The 15,630-nt window shown below is 71.5% G+C and carries 14 protein-coding genes; 9 read left to right on the top strand and 5 right to left on the bottom strand.

Features of this window, described 5'->3' with window-relative positions; genetic code table 11:
- The first annotated feature begins 109 nt into the window (after window positions 1-109).
- The 5 genes from EAH89_RS11405 (at window position 110) to EAH89_RS11385 (ending at window position 7,666) form a co-directional block, all read left to right on the top strand.
- Window positions 110-952, top strand: coding sequence for a S49 family peptidase (locus EAH89_RS11405; protein ID WP_140883039.1), 843 nt, complete (start codon window positions 110-112; stop codon window positions 950-952).
- A gap of 60 nt (window positions 953-1,012) precedes the next feature.
- On the top strand, window positions 1,013-1,918 hold the full coding sequence (locus EAH89_RS11400; protein ID WP_140883037.1) for a glycine--tRNA ligase subunit alpha: 906 nt from the start codon (window positions 1,013-1,015) through the stop codon (window positions 1,916-1,918).
- Complete coding sequence (gene glyS, locus EAH89_RS11395; RefSeq protein ID WP_140883035.1) at window positions 1,918-4,155, top strand: glycine--tRNA ligase subunit beta; 2,238 nt, start codon at window positions 1,918-1,920, stop codon at window positions 4,153-4,155. The genes EAH89_RS11400 and glyS overlap by 1 nt, the downstream gene beginning before the upstream one ends.
- A gap of 11 nt (window positions 4,156-4,166) precedes the next feature.
- Window positions 4,167-6,851, top strand: a complete 2,685-nt coding sequence (gene ppdK, locus EAH89_RS11390; protein WP_140883033.1) for a pyruvate, phosphate dikinase — start codon at window positions 4,167-4,169, stop codon at window positions 6,849-6,851.
- 62 nt (window positions 6,852-6,913) lie between these two features.
- On the top strand, window positions 6,914-7,666 hold the full coding sequence (locus EAH89_RS11385; protein WP_140883031.1) for a creatininase family protein: 753 nt from the start codon (window positions 6,914-6,916) through the stop codon (window positions 7,664-7,666).
- A gap of 18 nt (window positions 7,667-7,684) precedes the next feature.
- Here EAH89_RS11385 and EAH89_RS11380 read toward each other — a convergent pair whose 3' ends face one another.
- From EAH89_RS11380 to EAH89_RS11360, 5 genes are all read right to left on the bottom strand, one after another.
- Window positions 7,685-8,497: an exodeoxyribonuclease III gene (locus EAH89_RS11380; RefSeq protein WP_140883029.1), complete on the bottom strand. Its 813-nt coding sequence runs from the start codon at window positions 8,495-8,497 to the stop codon at window positions 7,685-7,687.
- Window positions 8,497-8,961, bottom strand: coding sequence for a hypothetical protein (locus EAH89_RS11375; RefSeq protein WP_140883027.1), 465 nt, complete (start codon window positions 8,959-8,961; stop codon window positions 8,497-8,499). Before EAH89_RS11375 ends, EAH89_RS11380 begins: the two co-directional genes overlap by 1 nt.
- A 17-nt stretch (window positions 8,962-8,978) precedes the next feature.
- Window positions 8,979-9,662, bottom strand: coding sequence for a fumarylacetoacetate hydrolase family protein (locus EAH89_RS11370; protein ID WP_140883025.1), 684 nt, complete (start codon window positions 9,660-9,662; stop codon window positions 8,979-8,981).
- 315 nt (window positions 9,663-9,977) lie between these two features.
- Window positions 9,978-10,784 carry a gamma-glutamyl-gamma-aminobutyrate hydrolase family protein gene (locus tag EAH89_RS11365; RefSeq protein ID WP_140883023.1) on the bottom strand — a complete coding sequence of 269 codons (807 nt, stop codon included), beginning with the start codon at window positions 10,782-10,784 and terminating at the stop codon, window positions 9,978-9,980.
- Between the two features lie 139 nt (window positions 10,785-10,923).
- Window positions 10,924-11,571, bottom strand: coding sequence for a LolA family protein (locus EAH89_RS11360; protein WP_140883021.1), 648 nt, complete (start codon window positions 11,569-11,571; stop codon window positions 10,924-10,926).
- Between the two features lie 142 nt (window positions 11,572-11,713).
- Here EAH89_RS11360 and EAH89_RS11355 point away from each other — a divergent pair, with 142 nt between their 5' ends.
- From EAH89_RS11355 to ctaD, 4 genes are all read left to right on the top strand, one after another.
- Window positions 11,714-12,325, top strand: coding sequence for a hypothetical protein (locus tag EAH89_RS11355; protein ID WP_140883019.1), 612 nt, complete (start codon window positions 11,714-11,716; stop codon window positions 12,323-12,325).
- Between the two features lie 97 nt (window positions 12,326-12,422).
- Window positions 12,423-12,761: an ArsR/SmtB family transcription factor gene (locus tag EAH89_RS11350; RefSeq protein WP_241666965.1), complete on the top strand. Its 339-nt coding sequence runs from the start codon at window positions 12,423-12,425 to the stop codon at window positions 12,759-12,761.
- Between the two features lie 263 nt (window positions 12,762-13,024).
- Complete coding sequence (coxB, locus tag EAH89_RS11345; RefSeq protein ID WP_140883017.1) at window positions 13,025-13,990, top strand: cytochrome c oxidase subunit II; 966 nt, start codon at window positions 13,025-13,027, stop codon at window positions 13,988-13,990.
- Between the two features lie 26 nt (window positions 13,991-14,016).
- Window positions 14,017-15,624, top strand: a complete 1,608-nt coding sequence (ctaD, locus tag EAH89_RS11340) for a cytochrome c oxidase subunit I (protein ID WP_140883015.1) — start codon at window positions 14,017-14,019, stop codon at window positions 15,622-15,624.
- Window positions 15,625-15,630 lie beyond the last annotated feature (6 nt).

Genomic DNA, 15,630 nt, shown 5'->3' with positions numbered 1-15,630 from the left:
CCCGGAGATCGCGCGAAGCGGGGGGCGGTGCAAGCGGCATCATTAAGGCAGGCCCGCCGCCCTCGCGCCGCGCCTTGAAGAGGCGCCGGGGCGCGCGACCTGTGGCCCTATGAAGTTCCCCTTTACCGACCGCACCCCCCGCGTCGCCGTCGTGCGGCTGCAGGGCGTCATCGCCCCCCGCGCCAACGGCCTGGCCGGCCCCACCCTCTCCGCCGCGGCGCTGGACCCGGTGCTGGAGCGCGCCTTCGGCCTCAAGCGCCTCGCGGGGGTCGTGCTGTCCATCAACTCGCCCGGCGGCTCCCCCGCCCAGTCCTCCCTCATCGTCGCCCGCATCCGGCAGCTGGCCGGGAAGAAGAAGGTGCCCGTCATCGCCTGCGTGGAGGACGCGGCGGCCTCGGGCGGCTACTGGCTCGCCTGCGCGGCGGACGAGATCGTGGCGGACCCGACCTCCATCATTGGCTCCATCGGCGTCATCTCCTCGGGCTTCGGCTTCGAGGAGGCGATCGCCCGCCTCGGCATCGAGCGGCGGCTGGTGACGGCGGGGGAGGACAAGTCCTTCCTCGACCCCTTCCGCCCCGCCGACCCCGCCCAGCAGGAGCGCCTGCGGGAGCTGATGGCCGGGCTGCACCACGAGTTCATCGCCTGGGTCGAGTCCCGCCGCGGCGAGCGCCTGCGGAAGGAGGGCGAGCCCCTGTTCAGCGGCCGCTTCTGGACGGGCCGGCGGGCGCTGGACCTCGGCCTCGTGGACCGGCTCGGCGACCTCCGCGGCGAGGTGACGCGGCGCTTCGGCGAGGAGGCGAGGATCGTCCCCCTCGGCGCCCGCCGCCCGCGCCTGCCGTGGCGGCTGCTCTCGGGCGCGTCCCTCGCGGAGGGCTGGACACCGGCCGCCGCCGCCGAGGGGGCGCTCGCCGCGATCGAGGCGCGCACGGCCTGGAGCCGCCTCGGGCTCTGAGCCCTGGGCCGGGGGCCTTCCTTGCCGGCCCCGGGCGGCCGACCCTATACCGGCGCCGCCATGACCAGCCCCACGACCAGCCCAGCGCCCGGCGGAACCCGCCCCAGCGGCGGGCCGCTGCCCTTCCAGGACATGATCCTCGCGCTGCACGCCTTCTGGTCGCGCGAGGGCTGCGCGATCCTGCAGCCCTACGACCTGGAGATGGGCGCGGGCACCTTCCACCCCGCGACGACGCTCCGCGCCCTCGGCCCGAAGCCCTGGCGCGCCGCCTACGTCCAGCCCAGCCGCCGCCCCTCGGACGGGCGCTACGGCAACAACCCGAACCGGCTCGGCGCCTACTACCAGTACCAGGTCATCATGAAGCCGAGCCCGCCCGACCCGCAGTCCCTGCTGGTCGAGAGCTACCGCGCCATCGGCATCGACCCCCTCCTGCACGACATCCGCTTCGTCGAGGACGACTGGGAGAGCCCGACGCTCGGCGCCTGGGGGCTTGGATGGGAGGTCTGGTGCGACGGGATGGAGGTGACGCAGTTCACCTACTTCCAGCAGGTCGGCGGCATTCCCTGCGCCGTGCCCTCCTGCGAGCTGACCTACGGGCTGGAGCGCTTGGCGATGTACATCCAGGGCGTCGAGAACGTGTACGACCTCGCCTTCAATTCCGCCGGCCTCACCTACGGCGACGTGTTCCTCCGCAACGAGCGCGAGTTCTCCGCCTACTCCTTCGAGCACGCGAACGTGCCCGTGCTGTTCCGCCACTTCGCGGAGGCCGAGGAGGAGTGCAACGCCCTCTGCGACGCGGGCCTGCCGCTGCCGGCCTATGACCAGTGCATCAAGGCGAGCCACAGCTTCAACCTGCTCGACGCCCGCGGCGCCATCAGCGTGACGGAGCGCGCCGCCTATATCGGCCGCGTGCGCGCGCTGGCGAAGCGCTGCTGCGAGGGCTGGCTCTCGGGGGAGGCCGCCTGATGGCCGAGCTCCTGCTGGAACTCCTCTCCGAGGAGATCCCCGCCCGCATGCAGGCCCGCGCGGCCGAGGACCTCGCGCGGCTGCTGGCGGAAGCGCTGAAGCCCGCCGGCCTCGCACTGGAGGCTCCGCGCACCCTGCACGGGCCGCGCCGCATCGCCCTCGTCGCGGGCCTCCCCGCCGCCACCCCGGCGAGCGAGCGCGAGGAGAAGGGGCCCCGCCTCGGCGCCCCCGAGGCCGCGCTGGGCGGCTTCGCCCGCAAGCATGCCCTGCCGGAGGCCGCGGTGGCCGCCATGCGCGCCGCGGCCGGGGCCTCGGACGCGCCGGTCTACGAGGCGGAGGGGCTGACCATCCTCGCCCGCCCCGAGAAGTCCGGCGCCTCCTTCCTCCTCCGCCTGCGCAACGCCCCCCGCCCGAGCGCGGAGGTGCTGTCCGAGGCCATTCCGGCGCTCATCCGCCGCTTTCCCTGGCCGAAGTCCATGCGCTGGGGCACCTCGGACCTCGCCTGGGTCCGGCCCCTACAGCGGATCCTCTGCCTGCTGGACGGCGCCGTGGTCCCCCTCTCCCTCGCCGAGGGCGGGGACGCCGCCCACGGGCTGCGGGCCGCCGACCTCACCGAGGGCCACCGCATCCAGTCCCCCGGCGCCTTCGCCGTCGCCTCCGCGGCCGACTACGAGGCGGGGCTCCGCGCGCGCTCCGTCATCCCCGGCGCCCCCGAGCGCGAGCGGCTGATCGAGGAGGGCATCGCGGCGCTGGCCGCCGCCGAGGGGCTGGAGGTGGTGCCGGACCGCGGGCTGCTGGCGGAGGTCGCCGGCCTCGTCGAGTGGCCGGTCCCCCTGCTCGGCCGCATCGACGACGCCTTCATGGACCTGCCGCCGGAGCTCATGCGGACCACCATGCGGGTGAACCAGCGCTATTTCGCGCTGCGGCACGCCGACGGCCGCCCGGCCGCGCACTTCGCCCTCGTCGCCAACATCGCCGCGAAGGACGGGGGCGCCGCCATCGTCGGCGGGAACGAGCGCGTGCTGCGCGCCCGCCTCTCCGATGCCCGCTTCTTCTGGGACCTCGACCTCCGCCAGCCGCTGGAATCCTTCCTGCCGAAGCTGGACGCCGCCGTGTTCCACGCGAAGCTCGGCACCCAGGGGGACCGGGTGCGGCGGCTGGAGCGGCTGGCGCGGCACCTGGCCCCGATGGTGGGCGCCGATCCGGACTTGGCGGCGCGGGCCGCCCGCCTGGCCAAGGCGGACCTCGCCTCCGGCATGGTCGGCGAGTTCCCGGAGCTCCAGGGCGTGATGGGCCGCTACTACGCGCTGCACGCCGGAGAGGACCCGCGCGTGGCCGAGGCGATCGGCGCGCATTACCGCCCGCTTGGCCCGGGGGACGCCGTGCCGTCCGAGCCGGTCGCGGTCGCGGTCGCGCTCGCGGACAAGCTCGACCAGCTCGCCGGCTTCTTCGCGGCCGACGAGCGCCCGACCGGCTCGGGCGACCCCTACGCGCTGCGCCGGGCGGCGCTCGGCGTCATCCGCATCGTCCGCGAGAACGGTCTGCGCCTGCCGCTGGCGGACGCGGTGGCCGAGGCCTTCTTCGGCTACCCCATGGCCCAGGGCACCACGGCCACTTCCGAGTTCGGCATGGCGGTCGCGGCGGAGCGGATGAATGCCGGCTGGAAGCCACCGGCGGATTCCCTCCACCCCCCCATGGTCGCCGCCTTCGCCCAGGGCGTGGTCGAGTTCCTGGCCGAGCGCCTGCGCGTGCAGATGCGGGCCGAGGGGTTGCGCCACGACCTCGTGGCCGCCGCCTTCGGCACCTCGGGGGACGACGACCTGAACCGGCTGCTGGCGCGCGCCGACGCGCTGCGGGACTTCCTCTCCACCGCCGAGGGCACGGACCTCCTCTCCGCCTATCGGCGCGCCGCCAACATCCTGCGGATCGAGGAGAAGAAGGACGGGCAGGCCTTCGCCGCCGCCATCCGGCCCGACCTCCTCCGCGCGCCCGAGGAGATGGCCCTGGCCGCGGCGCTCGAAGCCGCCCGCCCCGCCGTGCGCGCCGCGCTGGCGCGCGAGGACTTCGCGGGGGCGATGTCCGCCCTCGCGCCGCTGCGCGCGCCGGTCGATGCCTTTTTCGATCGTGTAACCGTTAACGACCCGGATAGGGAACTGCGCGGGAACCGGCTAGGATTGCTGGCGTTGCTGCGCGGGGCCATGGACGAGCTCGCCGACATCGCGCGCATCGAGGCTTGAAGGAACAGGTCATGACAAGCTGGGTCTACGGCTTCGGAGCCGGCCGGAACGACGGTCGTGCGGACATGCGGAACCTGCTGGGCGGCAAGGGCGCCAACCTGGCGGAGATGGCCTCGATCGGCCTGCCCGTGCCCCCCGGCTTCACCATCACCACCGAGGTCTGCACCTACTACACGACCAACAACTCCACCTACCCGGCCGACCTGACCGGCCAGGTGAAGGAGGCGCTGGAGCGCATCGAGGCGGCCGTGGGCGCCCGCTTCGGCGACGCCGCCAACCCGCTGCTCGTCTCCGTCCGCTCGGGCGCCCGGGTCTCCATGCCCGGCATGATGGACACGGTGCTGAACCTCGGCCTGAACGACGAGACCGTGCAGGGCCTGGCCAAGGCCTCCGGCGACGCCCGCTTCGCCTGGGACAGCTACCGCCGCTTCATCCAGATGTACGGCTCGGTCGTGCTCGGCGTGGACCACCACCGCTTCGAGGAGATCATCGAGGAGGCGAAGCTCGCTCGCGGCGTCAACGAGGACACCCAGCTCTCCCCCGAGGACTGGCAGCGGGTTGCCGGCGAGTACAAGGACATGGTCCGCCAGGTGACCGGCGCCGACTTCCCGATGGACCCCCACGCCCAGCTCTGGGGCGCGATCGGCGCGGTGTTCGGGAGCTGGATGAACCAGCGCGCCATCACCTACCGCCGCCTGCACGACATTCCCGCGACCTGGGGCACGGCCGTCAACGTCCAGGCGATGGTCTTCGGCAACATGGGCAACGACTGCGCGACGGGGGTGTGCTTCACGCGCGACCCCAGCACGGGCGAGAACGTCTTCTACGGCGAGTACCTCATCAACGCTCAGGGCGAGGACGTCGTCGCCGGCATCCGCACCCCCCAGCCGATGAGCGAGGCCCGCGCCAAGCCCGGCGAGCGGAGCATGGAGGCGGAGATGCCCGCCGCCTACGCCGAGCTGGTCGCCGTGCGCGACCGGCTCGAGAAGCACTACGCGGACATGCAGGACATCGAGTTCACCGTCCAGCGCAACAAGCTCTACATGCTGCAGACCCGCAACGGGAAGCGGACGGCCGCGGCCTCCCTCAAGATCGCCGTCGACATGGCGAACGAGGGGCTGATCGACCGGACTGAGGCGGTGCGGCGCGTGAACCCGGGCTCGCTCGACCAGCTCCTGCACCCGACGCTGGACCCGAGCGCCAAGCGCACCCTGCTCACCCGCGGCCTGCCAGCCTCCCCCGGCGCGGCCTGCGGCGTGGTGGTGTTCACGGCCGACGAGGCCGAGGCGCGCGCGGCCAAGGGCGAGAGCGTCATCCTGGTCCGCATCGAGACCTCGCCCGAGGACATCCACGGCATGCACGCGGCCCGCGGCATCCTCACCACCCGCGGCGGCATGACCAGCCACGCGGCGGTGGTGGCGCGCGGCATGGGCCGGCCCTGCGTGGCCGGCGCCGGCGGCGTGGTGGTGGACTACTCCTCCCAGATCCTCTCCGCCGGCGGCGTGCAGGTGCGGGGGGGCGAGACGATCACGCTGGATGGCGCGACGGGCGAGGTCTTCGCCGGCACCGTCGCCATGGTGGAGCCGAAGCTGTCCGGCGACTTCGAGACGCTGATGGGCTGGGCCGACGGCGTGCGGCGCCTCCGCGTGCGCGCCAACGCCGAGACGCCGCTCGACGCCGACACCGCCCGCAAGTTCGGCGCAGAGGGCATCGGCCTCTGCCGCACCGAGCACATGTTCTTCGACCCCGCCCGCATCGGCGCCGTGCGCCAGATGATCATGAGCGAGACCGAGGGCGGGCGCCGCGACGCGCTGGCCAAGCTGCTGCCCTTCCAGCGCGACGACTTCGTGGAGCTGTTCCGCATCATGGCGGGCCTGCCCGTCACGATCCGCCTGCTCGACCCGCCGCTGCACGAGTTCCTGCCCCACAAGGAGGAGGAGCTGGCCGAGGTGGCGGCGAGCCTGGGCGCGGACCTCGCCACCATGAAGCGCCGGGCGGCCGACCTGTCGGAGGCCAACCCCATGCTCGGCCACCGCGGCTGCCGGCTCGCGATGACCTACCCCGAGATCGCGGAGATGCAGGTCCGCGCCATCTTCGAGGCGGCGATCATCGTCGCCAAGGAGGCGGGGCTGGCGCCGGTGCCCGAGATCATGGTGCCGCTGGTCGCCACCAAGCGGGAGCTCGAGATCAGCCACGAGCAGATTGACCGCGTGGCCAAGGAGGTCTTCGCCGAGGCCGGCACGACGATCGAGTACTTCGTCGGCACCATGATCGAGTTGCCGCGCGCGGCGCTCGTCGCCGACAAGATCGCCGAGAGCGCCGACTTCTTCTCCTTCGGCACCAACGACCTCACCCAGACCACCTTCGGCCTGTCGCGCGACGACGCCGGCAAGTTCCTGCCCTTCTACGTCGAGCGCGGCATCCTGCCGAAGGACCCCTTCGTCTCCATCGACCTCGAGGGGGTGGGTGCGCTGGTGCAGATCGCGACCGAGAAGGGGCGGTCCACCAAGCCCGGCCTCAAGCTCGGCATCTGCGGCGAGCACGGCGGCGACCCGGCCTCGATCCAGTTCTGCGAGAGCATGGGGCTCGACTACGTCTCCTGCTCGCCCTACCGCGTGCCGGTCGCGCGGCTGGCGGCGGCCCAGGCGGCGCTGGCCCACGCCTCCGCCCCCGCCATGGCCGATCGCACGGCCTGAGCGCATGATCGTCGCCCGGCCCCGGATCGCGGCGCCGGGCGACATCCATCGCGGAGGGCACGATGCGGCAGGTCCGGCTCGAGCACCTGAACACGAAGCTGTTCGAGGAGGGCGGCTTCACCGCCGCCATCGTCCCCATCGGCGCCTGCGAGAGCCACGGGGACCACATGCCCTTCGGCACGGACGCCCTGACCGCCCACGCCCTGGCGGTGCGGGCAGCGGAGCAACTGGCCTCCACTGTCGTCCTGCCGCCGCTGAACTTCGGCATGAGCGACCACTACCGCCACAAGCCGATCTGCATCTCGCTTTCCAGCGACACGCAGGTGCGGGTCATCAAGGACATGCTCCTGTCCCTGCACCACTGGGGGATCGAGCGCGTGGTGATCCTCAACGGCCATGACGGCAACATCCCCTGCGCGGAGATCGCGGCGCGGGAGGTGAAGGTGGCGCATCCCGGGATGTCGCTCGCCATCCTCGACTGGTGGGTGGTGGTGCCGCACATGCTGCCGAAGGACCTGTTCGAGGTCTGGAACGGCTGGGGCCACGCTGGGGAGGTCGAGACCTCCATCGGCCTCAGCCTCTTCCCCGAGCTCATGAACATGGCCGAGGCCCGCGGCATGGTGCCGAAGGTGGACCCGCTGATGAAGGAGATCTGGACCTTCGACGAGCTGACCCGCCACGGCGCGACCGGCGCGCCGGGGCGGGCGACGAAGGAGAAGGGCGACCGGATCGTCGAGGCGGTGGTGACCTACCTCGTGAACTACATGACCCGGTTCGAGGCGCAGGGCCTGCGCTACGACCCGTCCGAGGCCTGAGGGGCGGGGTCCGGGAGGCTAGACCGCCACCTCCACCAGCACGGGCACGTGGTCGCTCGTCTGCGCCCAGTCCCGCGCGTCCTTCAGGATCGCGTGGCGCGCGAGGCCGGGCGCGAGGTCCCGGCTCACCCAGACATGGTCCAGCCGCCGCCCTCGGTCCGCGGCCCGCCAGTCCTTCGCCCGGTAGGACCACCAAGTGTAGAGCTTCTCCTCCTCCGGCACGAAGTGGCGCAGCGCGTCGTGCCAGTCGCCCGCCTCCCGCCAGCGGGCGATGGCCTCGACCTCCACGGGCGTGTGCGAGACGACGTCCCGCATCTGCTTGTGGCTCCAGACGTCGTGCTCGAGCGGCGCGATGTTGAGGTCGCCGACGAGGACGGCGCGCCGGGCCGGGCCGCGCGCGGCGGTCCAGGCGGTGACCTCGGCCAGGAAGTCCAGCTTGTGCGCGAACTTGGGGTTGGCGGCGGGGTCGGGCACGTCGCCCCCGGCGGGGACGTAGAAGTTGTGGATCTCCACGGGCCCGCCCGGCCGGTCCACGGCCACGCCGAGATGGCGGCAGTCGCCCTTGCCGCACCAGTCCCGCCCGTCCGGCAGCACCGAGAGAGGGTGGCGGGACAGAACCGCGACCCCGTTGTAGCCCTTCATCCCCCGGATGACGCGATGCGCGTAGCCGAGTGCCTCCGCGGCCTCGTGGGGGAAGTGCTCGTCCGGGGTCTTCGTCTCCTGCAGGCAGAGGACGTCGGGGTCGAGCGCCTCCACGACGCCGGCGAGCAGCGGTGCGCGGAGGCGGACGGAGTTGATGTTCCAGGTGGCCACGCGCAGTGACAACGTCATCACTTGAGTAGTACTCTTAATGCGTTAAGGCATTCTGCGCTCACCGCAAAATTGCTCCCGACATGCGCCGGGCATATCGGCTGCTGCGAGCCAAGAATAGGATGGGCCTTCAGCCGTTCGCGGCTGTACTGGCCCGCTTTGAAGCGTCGCCGCATTTGGACCGGCACCCACCATCTTGATGAACGGGAGAGGTCCCGGGCCTTCGCCGCATGCCAATGCTGGAGGTCCCCCGCACTTAATACGTCAGGCTCAGGCGGTGCGCTGATCACGCCTGCCGCCACGAAGCCACCTCTGGAACCAGCCCTCCAAACAAAGGCGGGCTGGCCAGGCAAGATGTATCCTTCGCTGTGTGTCACCAGCCATCGGATCAATCCTGTCGGTTGTTCGCACGCGGCGGCCGCGCCATCGAAGATGTTCGGCGACTCTTGAAAAATCCAGGCGGCCGCTTCGGCGGACTTGGTCATCAGTCGTTGCGGGTCGATCAGGCGATGCGGACCGAGACCGTTCCCACGCCCTCGATCACGCCCTCCAGGAGGTCGCCCTTCCCCACGGCGGCCACGTTCTCCGGCGTGCCCGTCATGATGAGGTCGCCGGGGGCGAGCTGGACCAGGCGGGAGAGGTTCGCGATCACCTCGGGCACCGCCCAGATCATCTTCGAGAGGTCGGAGGTCTGTCGGACCTGGCCGTTCACCTTCAGCTCGATCAGCCCCTTGCCCGGGTCGATGGAGCCGGCCGGAACGAGCTCACCCATGGGCGCGGAGTGGTCGAAGGCCTTGCCCATGTCCCAGGGGCGGCCGGTCTTCTTGGCGGCGTTCTGGAGGTCGCGGCGGGTCATGTCGAGGCCGGCGCAGTAGCCCCAGACGTGGTTCAGCGCGTCGCCCTCCTGGATGTCGGACCCGCCGACGCCGATGGCGACGACGAGCTCCATCTCGTGGTGCAGGTCCTTCGTCTCGGTCGGGTAGGGCATGTCGGCACCGTTCACGACGATCGAGTCAGCCGGCTTGGTGAAGTAGAAGGGCGGCTCGCGGTCGGGGTCGCTGCCCATCTCGCGCGCGTGCTCGGCGTAGTTGCGGCCGACGCAGAAGATGCGCCGCACGGGGAAGAGGCCGCCGCCGCGCACGGGCAGGGCCGCGACGGGGGGCGGGGCGATGACGTAGTCGGCCATGGGCTTGCGTCCGATCAGGTTCCGGGAACGGCCGCCGGTATAAGCCCGCCGGGAGGGGCCGGAAAGGCGGGCGCGCCGCGCAAAAAAGTGGCGCCCGGTGAGGGGGGTCACCGGGCGCCGGGGTACGCTACTTCCGATCGGATTTACCTTATTGGTCGGGCGAGCCGGCAGGGGAGGCCGGCCACCACTGGCTCATCACCAGCATCGCAAGATTACCAATATCCACAGGTGGAATGCAAAGCGGACTCCCCAATACGGGATCACAGCCGCGTGAGTGTCAGTTCGCCTGACACCCGCGCATCCCCGTAAGCCCGTTTACTCGGCCGCGGCCGGCAGGGCGAAGCCGCCGCCCGCGGCGCGGCGCGCGGCGAAGGAAAGCGCCGCCTCGCCAAAACGATCGAAGATGCGACGGGAGAGCGCGTCGCGCTCCCAGTCGTATTCCGGATGCCATTGCACGCCGACCGCGAAACCGGGCGCGCCGTCAATGCTCGCGGCCTCGATGGTGCCGTCGGGCGCCCAGGCCTCGGGCCGCAGGCGCGGCGCCGCGCGGGCCACGCCCTGGTTGTGGAGCGAGTTCACCGGCACAGCCAAAGGGTCGTAGTCGAGCCCCGCCCAGAGCCGCGCGAGGCCGCTGCCGGGCGCTACCCGCACCGGGTGCGCCTTGCCCGTCTTCACGCGGGACAGCGTCTGGTCGCTCGGCGTCGAATGGTCCATTCGGCCATCAAGGTCTTGAATTCGTTGATCCAGTGAGCCGCCGAGGGCGACGTTCAGCTCCTGGAAGCCGCGGCAGATCGCGAGCAGCGGCACCCCTTCGGACACCGCGGCACGGATGAGCGGCAGGGTCGTCGCGTCGCGCGCCGGGTCCTCGGGCGTGCCCTCCGCGTGGCAGGGGCCGTCGTAGTAGACGGGGCAGACGTTCGACCGGCTTCCGGTCAGCAGCAGCCCGTCGAGGCGGGAGAGAAGCTCACGGGAGACGTCCTCGCCGGCGGCCGGGAGAAGCACCGGCATCCCCCCGACCGGGCCGAGCACCACCCGCACGTAGTGGTCGGACGCCGCGTGGTTCGGCATCCCGGTGGGACCGAACGGCTTCACGCAGCAGGAAATGCCAATCAGGGGCCTCATGCACCCTATGTCGCAGTGGAAGGGTGTCCGTTTCAAGGCAGAAGCGTCACGGAAGCTGCCCTGTGACGCGCCGGCCACCGACGGGCCCGGGCCAATCCGCTGAAACCGTTGCGAATCGGCCCGTTCCGCGAAGCGCCGGTTAGTTGTTGTCCACTGGCCCCGCCATGAAGCGCGGGTCGTTGAAGTCGAAGACCGCCCGCTCGAGCCGCACCCCGGTCTCGATCGCGGAGAGGGTGACGCGGGTGGTCCGCCCCTGGCCGTCCACCACCAGCCACTGCCGGAGCTCCATCGGGTTGTCCGCGAAGACGAGCGTGATGCGCCCCTCCGCCGGGCTGGCCGTGCGGAACACCGTGACCCGCAGCAGCCCCGCCTCGCGCTGGACCCCCGCGACCGTCACGTCGCCCGACAGCACGATCCGCTCCCGGAGGAGGATGCCGAGCGGGGTGGAGCCGACCGGCACGATGGAGGGCTGCCGCAGCTCCTTGTCGTAGTGCATGAACTGGCCGGCGTTCGCGATGAGTAGCAGCGGCTCCGGCGGGTCGTAGTCGAAGCGCATCCGTCCCGGCCGCCAGATCAGCGCCGTGCCCTGCGCAGTCGCCCCGTTCTGCGCGATCTGGATGAAGCGCGCGCGGAGCGTCGTGAGCGCGTTGAGGTAGGCCTCCACCCGCTGGACGTCCGCCCGGTCGCGGGCGGAGAGGGCAGGGGGCGCGCCCTGGGCCGCGGCCGGCGCCGGAGGCCAGAGCAGCGGCAGGAGGGGAAGGGCGGAGAGGAGGCGGCGTCGGCGCATTGCCCCCAGATGGCGCGGCGCCACCCCCGGGGGAAGGGGCGCCATCCCCACGCCGGTCGATTCGAAATCGCGACGACAGAACCGCTGGCCCTCGCGCCCGCCCTTAACGAAGGGGAAAGCCCTCCCGGTCCTCCATCGCACGATGGACGCCGATCTCCTCCTCCCCGCCCCGGTCCGCCTCGCGGACAGCGCCCGCGGTCCCGCGCCGCCCGCGGCCGTGGTGGCCGTGCCCGTGCCGCCTGGGCAGGTCTCCTCGATCCGCGACATCCTGCTGTCCCTGGCCGCGTCTCGCGCCGCGGGCGGCGTGCCGGTCGCGCCGGGGAGCCTGGCGGTCCTCATCCTCGCCGCCGACCCCGCGGCCGCGCTTCCCCTCGTCGAGGCGATGGCCCGCGAGTACCCCTTTCCGCTGCGGGTCGAGCCCGCGCCCGGCGACGCGGCCGGGTCGGTCCGCCGCGCCGCCGCCTGGGCCGAGGAGTTCGGCCGGCCCAGGGCGCCGGTCCTCCTCGCCGAGGCTGGCCGGCCTGTCCCGCCCCGCTGGGCCCACGCCGCGCTGGCGGCCCTGCGGGACGGCGCGGACCTCGTCGCGCCCCGCGGCAGCGCGCTGCGTCGCCTGGTCATCGGCTACGGACCGCCCTCGGCGCTCTCCTGGCGGGCGCGGCTGGCGATGGAGGCGTGGCTCGCCGAGGGGGCGTCCCGCGGCCCCTCGCCCTGGCGCCAGCCCGAGCGCTCGAGGCTGGTGGCCGTCGAGGCCTGACGGCCGGCGGCGCGCTTCACCCGGCGGAGCGGGACGGCGGCCTGGACAGACGGCCTCCATCCCCCGAGACTCGGCTCCGAAGACGGTGAGGTGCACGGTGCGCGGCAGGATCGGCGACGACCAGGTGGTGGAACTCGCCGAGATGTTCCGCCTGATGAGCGACCCCACGCGGCTGAGCATCATCCTGGCCTGCCTCGACGCCCCGGCCTCCGTGGGGGAGATGGCGGACCGGATCGGCATCTCAGGCAGCCTCGTCTCGCACCACCTCCGGCTTCTCCGCGCCGCCCGCCTGCTGCAGGCGGACCGGCGGGGGCGGCAGGTCTTCTACGCGGTGATGGACCAGCACGTCCGCTCCATGCTGACCGACATGGTCGACCACGTGACGGAGGACGGCGCCGAGGGCGAGGCCGAGGGCGAGGTCGCCGCGCCCGGCTAGGCGCCTCCCCGCGGCCGGAACCCGGGTGCGCGCCACCCCGCCGAAGGTTCTTCAAGGATAAGTTCGGGCGGCATCTTTCCCCCGCGCGAACCCACCCAATCTTGTGCGTCGCGGCGCCGCGTGATTAGTGTCGGCCGAAGCCCCCCGCCCGGCGCGGAACGGGGCTGGCCGGCGCGCGATGCGCCGGGACGGGACATTGAAGCGGCGCGTGGCCGCCGGGCGCGCGGTGCGCGGCCCGCGGGACACCGGAGCAGGACGGCGGAATGCGGCGGATTTTCTCGACAACACGGGCTCTCTCGACAGCCCTGGGCTTAACGCTCCTCGCCGCCGGCGGGGCCTTCGCGCAATCGCCCGACCCGGCCCCGGGCGGGCAGGCGCTGGGCGCGCCCGTGCCCTGGGGGCTGGGCCTGCAGGACGCCTTCGGGCCGGTGAAGGCGGCGATCCACGACTTCAACGACCTCGTCCTCTACATCATCATCGGGATCACGATCTTCGTGGCCGGGCTGCTGGCCTACGTGATCTTCCGCTACTCGGCGAGCCGCAACCCGAACCCCTCGCGCACGAGCCACAACACGGTGCTCGAGATCGCCTGGACCGTGGTCCCCGTCCTCATCCTGCTCGTCATCGCCATCCCCTCCTTCCGCCTCATCTACTACGAGGACCGGGCGCGGGACCCGGAGATGACGATCAACGTGCAGGGGCGTCAGTGGTACTGGCACTACGAGTACCCGGACAACGGCGCCTTCGCCTTCGACAGCTACCCCATCCCCGAGGGCGAGCTGCGCCCCGGCCAGCTCCGCAACCTGGCGGTGGACAACCCCCTGGTGATCCCGGTGGGCGCCACCATCCGGGTGCTGACCACCGGGCACGACGTGATCCACTCCTTCTTCGTGCCGAGCCTCGGCGTGCAGAAGTACACGATCCCCGGCCGCACGCTGGAGACCTGGTTCCGCGCCGACCGCGAGGGGACCTTCTACGGCCAGTGCAACCAGATCTGCGGCAACAACCACTGGTTCATGCCGATCGCCGTCCGCGCCGTGCCGAAGGCCGAGTTCGAGGCCTGGGCGGCCGAGGCGAAGACGAAGTTCGCCGAGGGCAGCGCCCCCGGCTGGCCTGAGCGCGACCGCGCCACGTCGGTCGCAAGCCTTGAGGGCGCGGCCTCGGCCGCAAGCCCTGAGCGCGCGGCCCCGGCCGCTGCCGCTACCCCCTCCGTGGAGGCCCGCCGGTAAGGCGGCCTGACAGGAAGAGAGAGACCATGGCGCAAGCCGCGCACGACACGGCCCATAGCGGCCACGACGACCACCACGACCACGCCCCGGGCTTCGTGTCCCGCTGGCTGTTCTCGACCAACCACAAAGACATCGGCACGCTCTACATCATCTTCGCGGTCGTGGCGGCCTTCGTGGGCGTCACGCTCTCGATCCTGATGCGGATCGAGCTGCAGCAGCCGGGGATGCAGATCTTCTCCGGCGGCCAGGCCTGGAACGCCATGATCTCGGCCCACGGGCTGGTGATGGTGTTCTTCGTGGTCATGCCCGCCCTCATCGGCGGCTTCGGCAACTGGTTCGTGCCGATCATGATCGGCGCGCCGGACATGGCCTTCCCGCGCCTGAACAACATCTCGTTCTGGCTGATCGTGCCGGCCTTCATGCTGCTGGTCGGGTCGATGTTCGTCGGCCAGGGCGCCGGCGCGGGCTGGACGATCTACCCGCCGCTCTCGGACAGCACCTACCAGTCCGGTCCCTCCATGGACATGGCGCTCTTCGCGCTGCACCTGGCGGGCGCGTCCTCGATCCTCGGCGCGGCCAACTTCATCACGACCATCTTCAACATGCGCGCCCCCGGCATGACGCTGCACAAGATGCCGCTCTTCGTCTGGGCGATGCTCGTCACCGCCTTCCTGCTGCTGCTGTCCGTGCCCGTGCTCGGCGGCGCCATCACCATGCTGATCACCGACCGCAACTTCGGCACCTCCTTCTTCAAGCCCGAGGGCGGCGGCGACCCCGTGCTGTTCCAGCACCTGTTCTGGTTCTTCGGGCACCCCGAGGTCTACATCATGATCCTGCCAGCCTTCGGGATCGTGTCGCACGTGCTGTCGACCTTCTCCCGCAAGCCGATCTTCGGCTACCTCGGCATGGCCTACGCCATGGTCGCCATCGGCGTGGTCGGCTTCGTGGTCTGGGCGCACCACATGTTCACCTCGGGCATCTCGGTGGACACGCGGGCCTACTTCATGGCGGCGACGATGATCATCGCCGTGCCCACGGGCATCAAGATCTTCTCGTGGATCGCGACCATGTGGGGCGGCTCGCTCGATCTCCGCACGCCCATGCTCTACGCGATCGGCTTCGTCTTCCTGTTCACGGTGGGCGGCGTCACCGGCGTGAAGCTGGCGAACGCGGGCGTGACCGTGATCCTGCACAACACCTACTACGTCATCGCCCACTTCCACTACGTGCTGTCGCTGGGCGCCGTGTTCGGGATCTACGCCGGCTTCTACTACTGGATCGGCAAGATGAGCGGCTACCAGTACCCGGAGTTCTGGGGGAAGGTGCAGTTCTGGACGACCTTCGTCGGCGTCAACATCACCTTCTTCCCCATGCACTTCCTGGGCGCCCAGGGCATGCCGCGCCGCTACCCGGACTACCCTGACGCCTTTGCGGGCTGGAACATGGTGGCCTCGATCGGGTCCTACATCTCGGCCGCCTCGTTCCTGCTCTTCATCTGGGTCGTCGTCCTGACCTTCGTCCGCAAGGAGAAGGCCGCGGCGAACCCCTGGGGCGAGGGCGCGACGACGCTGGAGTGGCAGGTTTCCTCCCCCCCGCCGTTCCACACCTTCGACGAGCTGCCGCATATCCGCTGAGCGGGG

It is taken from the genome of Muricoccus nepalensis, from assembly GCF_006438825.1.
GTDB lineage: Bacteria > Pseudomonadota > Alphaproteobacteria > Acetobacterales > Acetobacteraceae > Roseomonas > Roseomonas nepalensis.
This window is presented reverse-complemented; position numbering and strand designations above follow the sequence as displayed.

Coding starts and splice junctions, on each gene's coding strand:
- EAH89_RS11385 (WP_140883031.1), top strand. CDS start 6,914: ATGCGGCAGGTCCGGCTCGAGCACCTGAACACGAAGCTGTTCGAGGAG.
- EAH89_RS11380 (WP_140883029.1), bottom strand. CDS start 8,497: ATGACGTTGTCACTGCGCGTGGCCACCTGGAACATCAACTCCGTCCGC.
- EAH89_RS11400 (WP_140883037.1), top strand. CDS start 1,013: ATGACCAGCCCCACGACCAGCCCAGCGCCCGGCGGAACCCGCCCCAGC.
- EAH89_RS11360 (WP_140883021.1), bottom strand. CDS start 11,571: ATGCGCCGACGCCGCCTCCTCTCCGCCCTTCCCCTCCTGCCGCTGCTC.
- ctaD (WP_140883015.1), top strand. CDS start 14,017: ATGGCGCAAGCCGCGCACGACACGGCCCATAGCGGCCACGACGACCAC.
- ppdK (WP_140883033.1), top strand. CDS start 4,167: ATGACAAGCTGGGTCTACGGCTTCGGAGCCGGCCGGAACGACGGTCGT.
- EAH89_RS11405 (WP_140883039.1), top strand. CDS start 110: ATGAAGTTCCCCTTTACCGACCGCACCCCCCGCGTCGCCGTCGTGCGG.
- EAH89_RS11365 (WP_140883023.1), bottom strand. CDS start 10,784: ATGAGGCCCCTGATTGGCATTTCCTGCTGCGTGAAGCCGTTCGGTCCC.
- EAH89_RS11375 (WP_140883027.1), bottom strand. CDS start 8,961: ATGACCAAGTCCGCCGAAGCGGCCGCCTGGATTTTTCAAGAGTCGCCG.
- EAH89_RS11355 (WP_140883019.1), top strand. CDS start 11,714: ATGGACGCCGATCTCCTCCTCCCCGCCCCGGTCCGCCTCGCGGACAGC.
- glyS (WP_140883035.1), top strand. CDS start 1,918: ATGGCCGAGCTCCTGCTGGAACTCCTCTCCGAGGAGATCCCCGCCCGC.
- EAH89_RS11370 (WP_140883025.1), bottom strand. CDS start 9,662: ATGGCCGACTACGTCATCGCCCCGCCCCCCGTCGCGGCCCTGCCCGTG.
- coxB (WP_140883017.1), top strand. CDS start 13,025: ATGCGGCGGATTTTCTCGACAACACGGGCTCTCTCGACAGCCCTGGGC.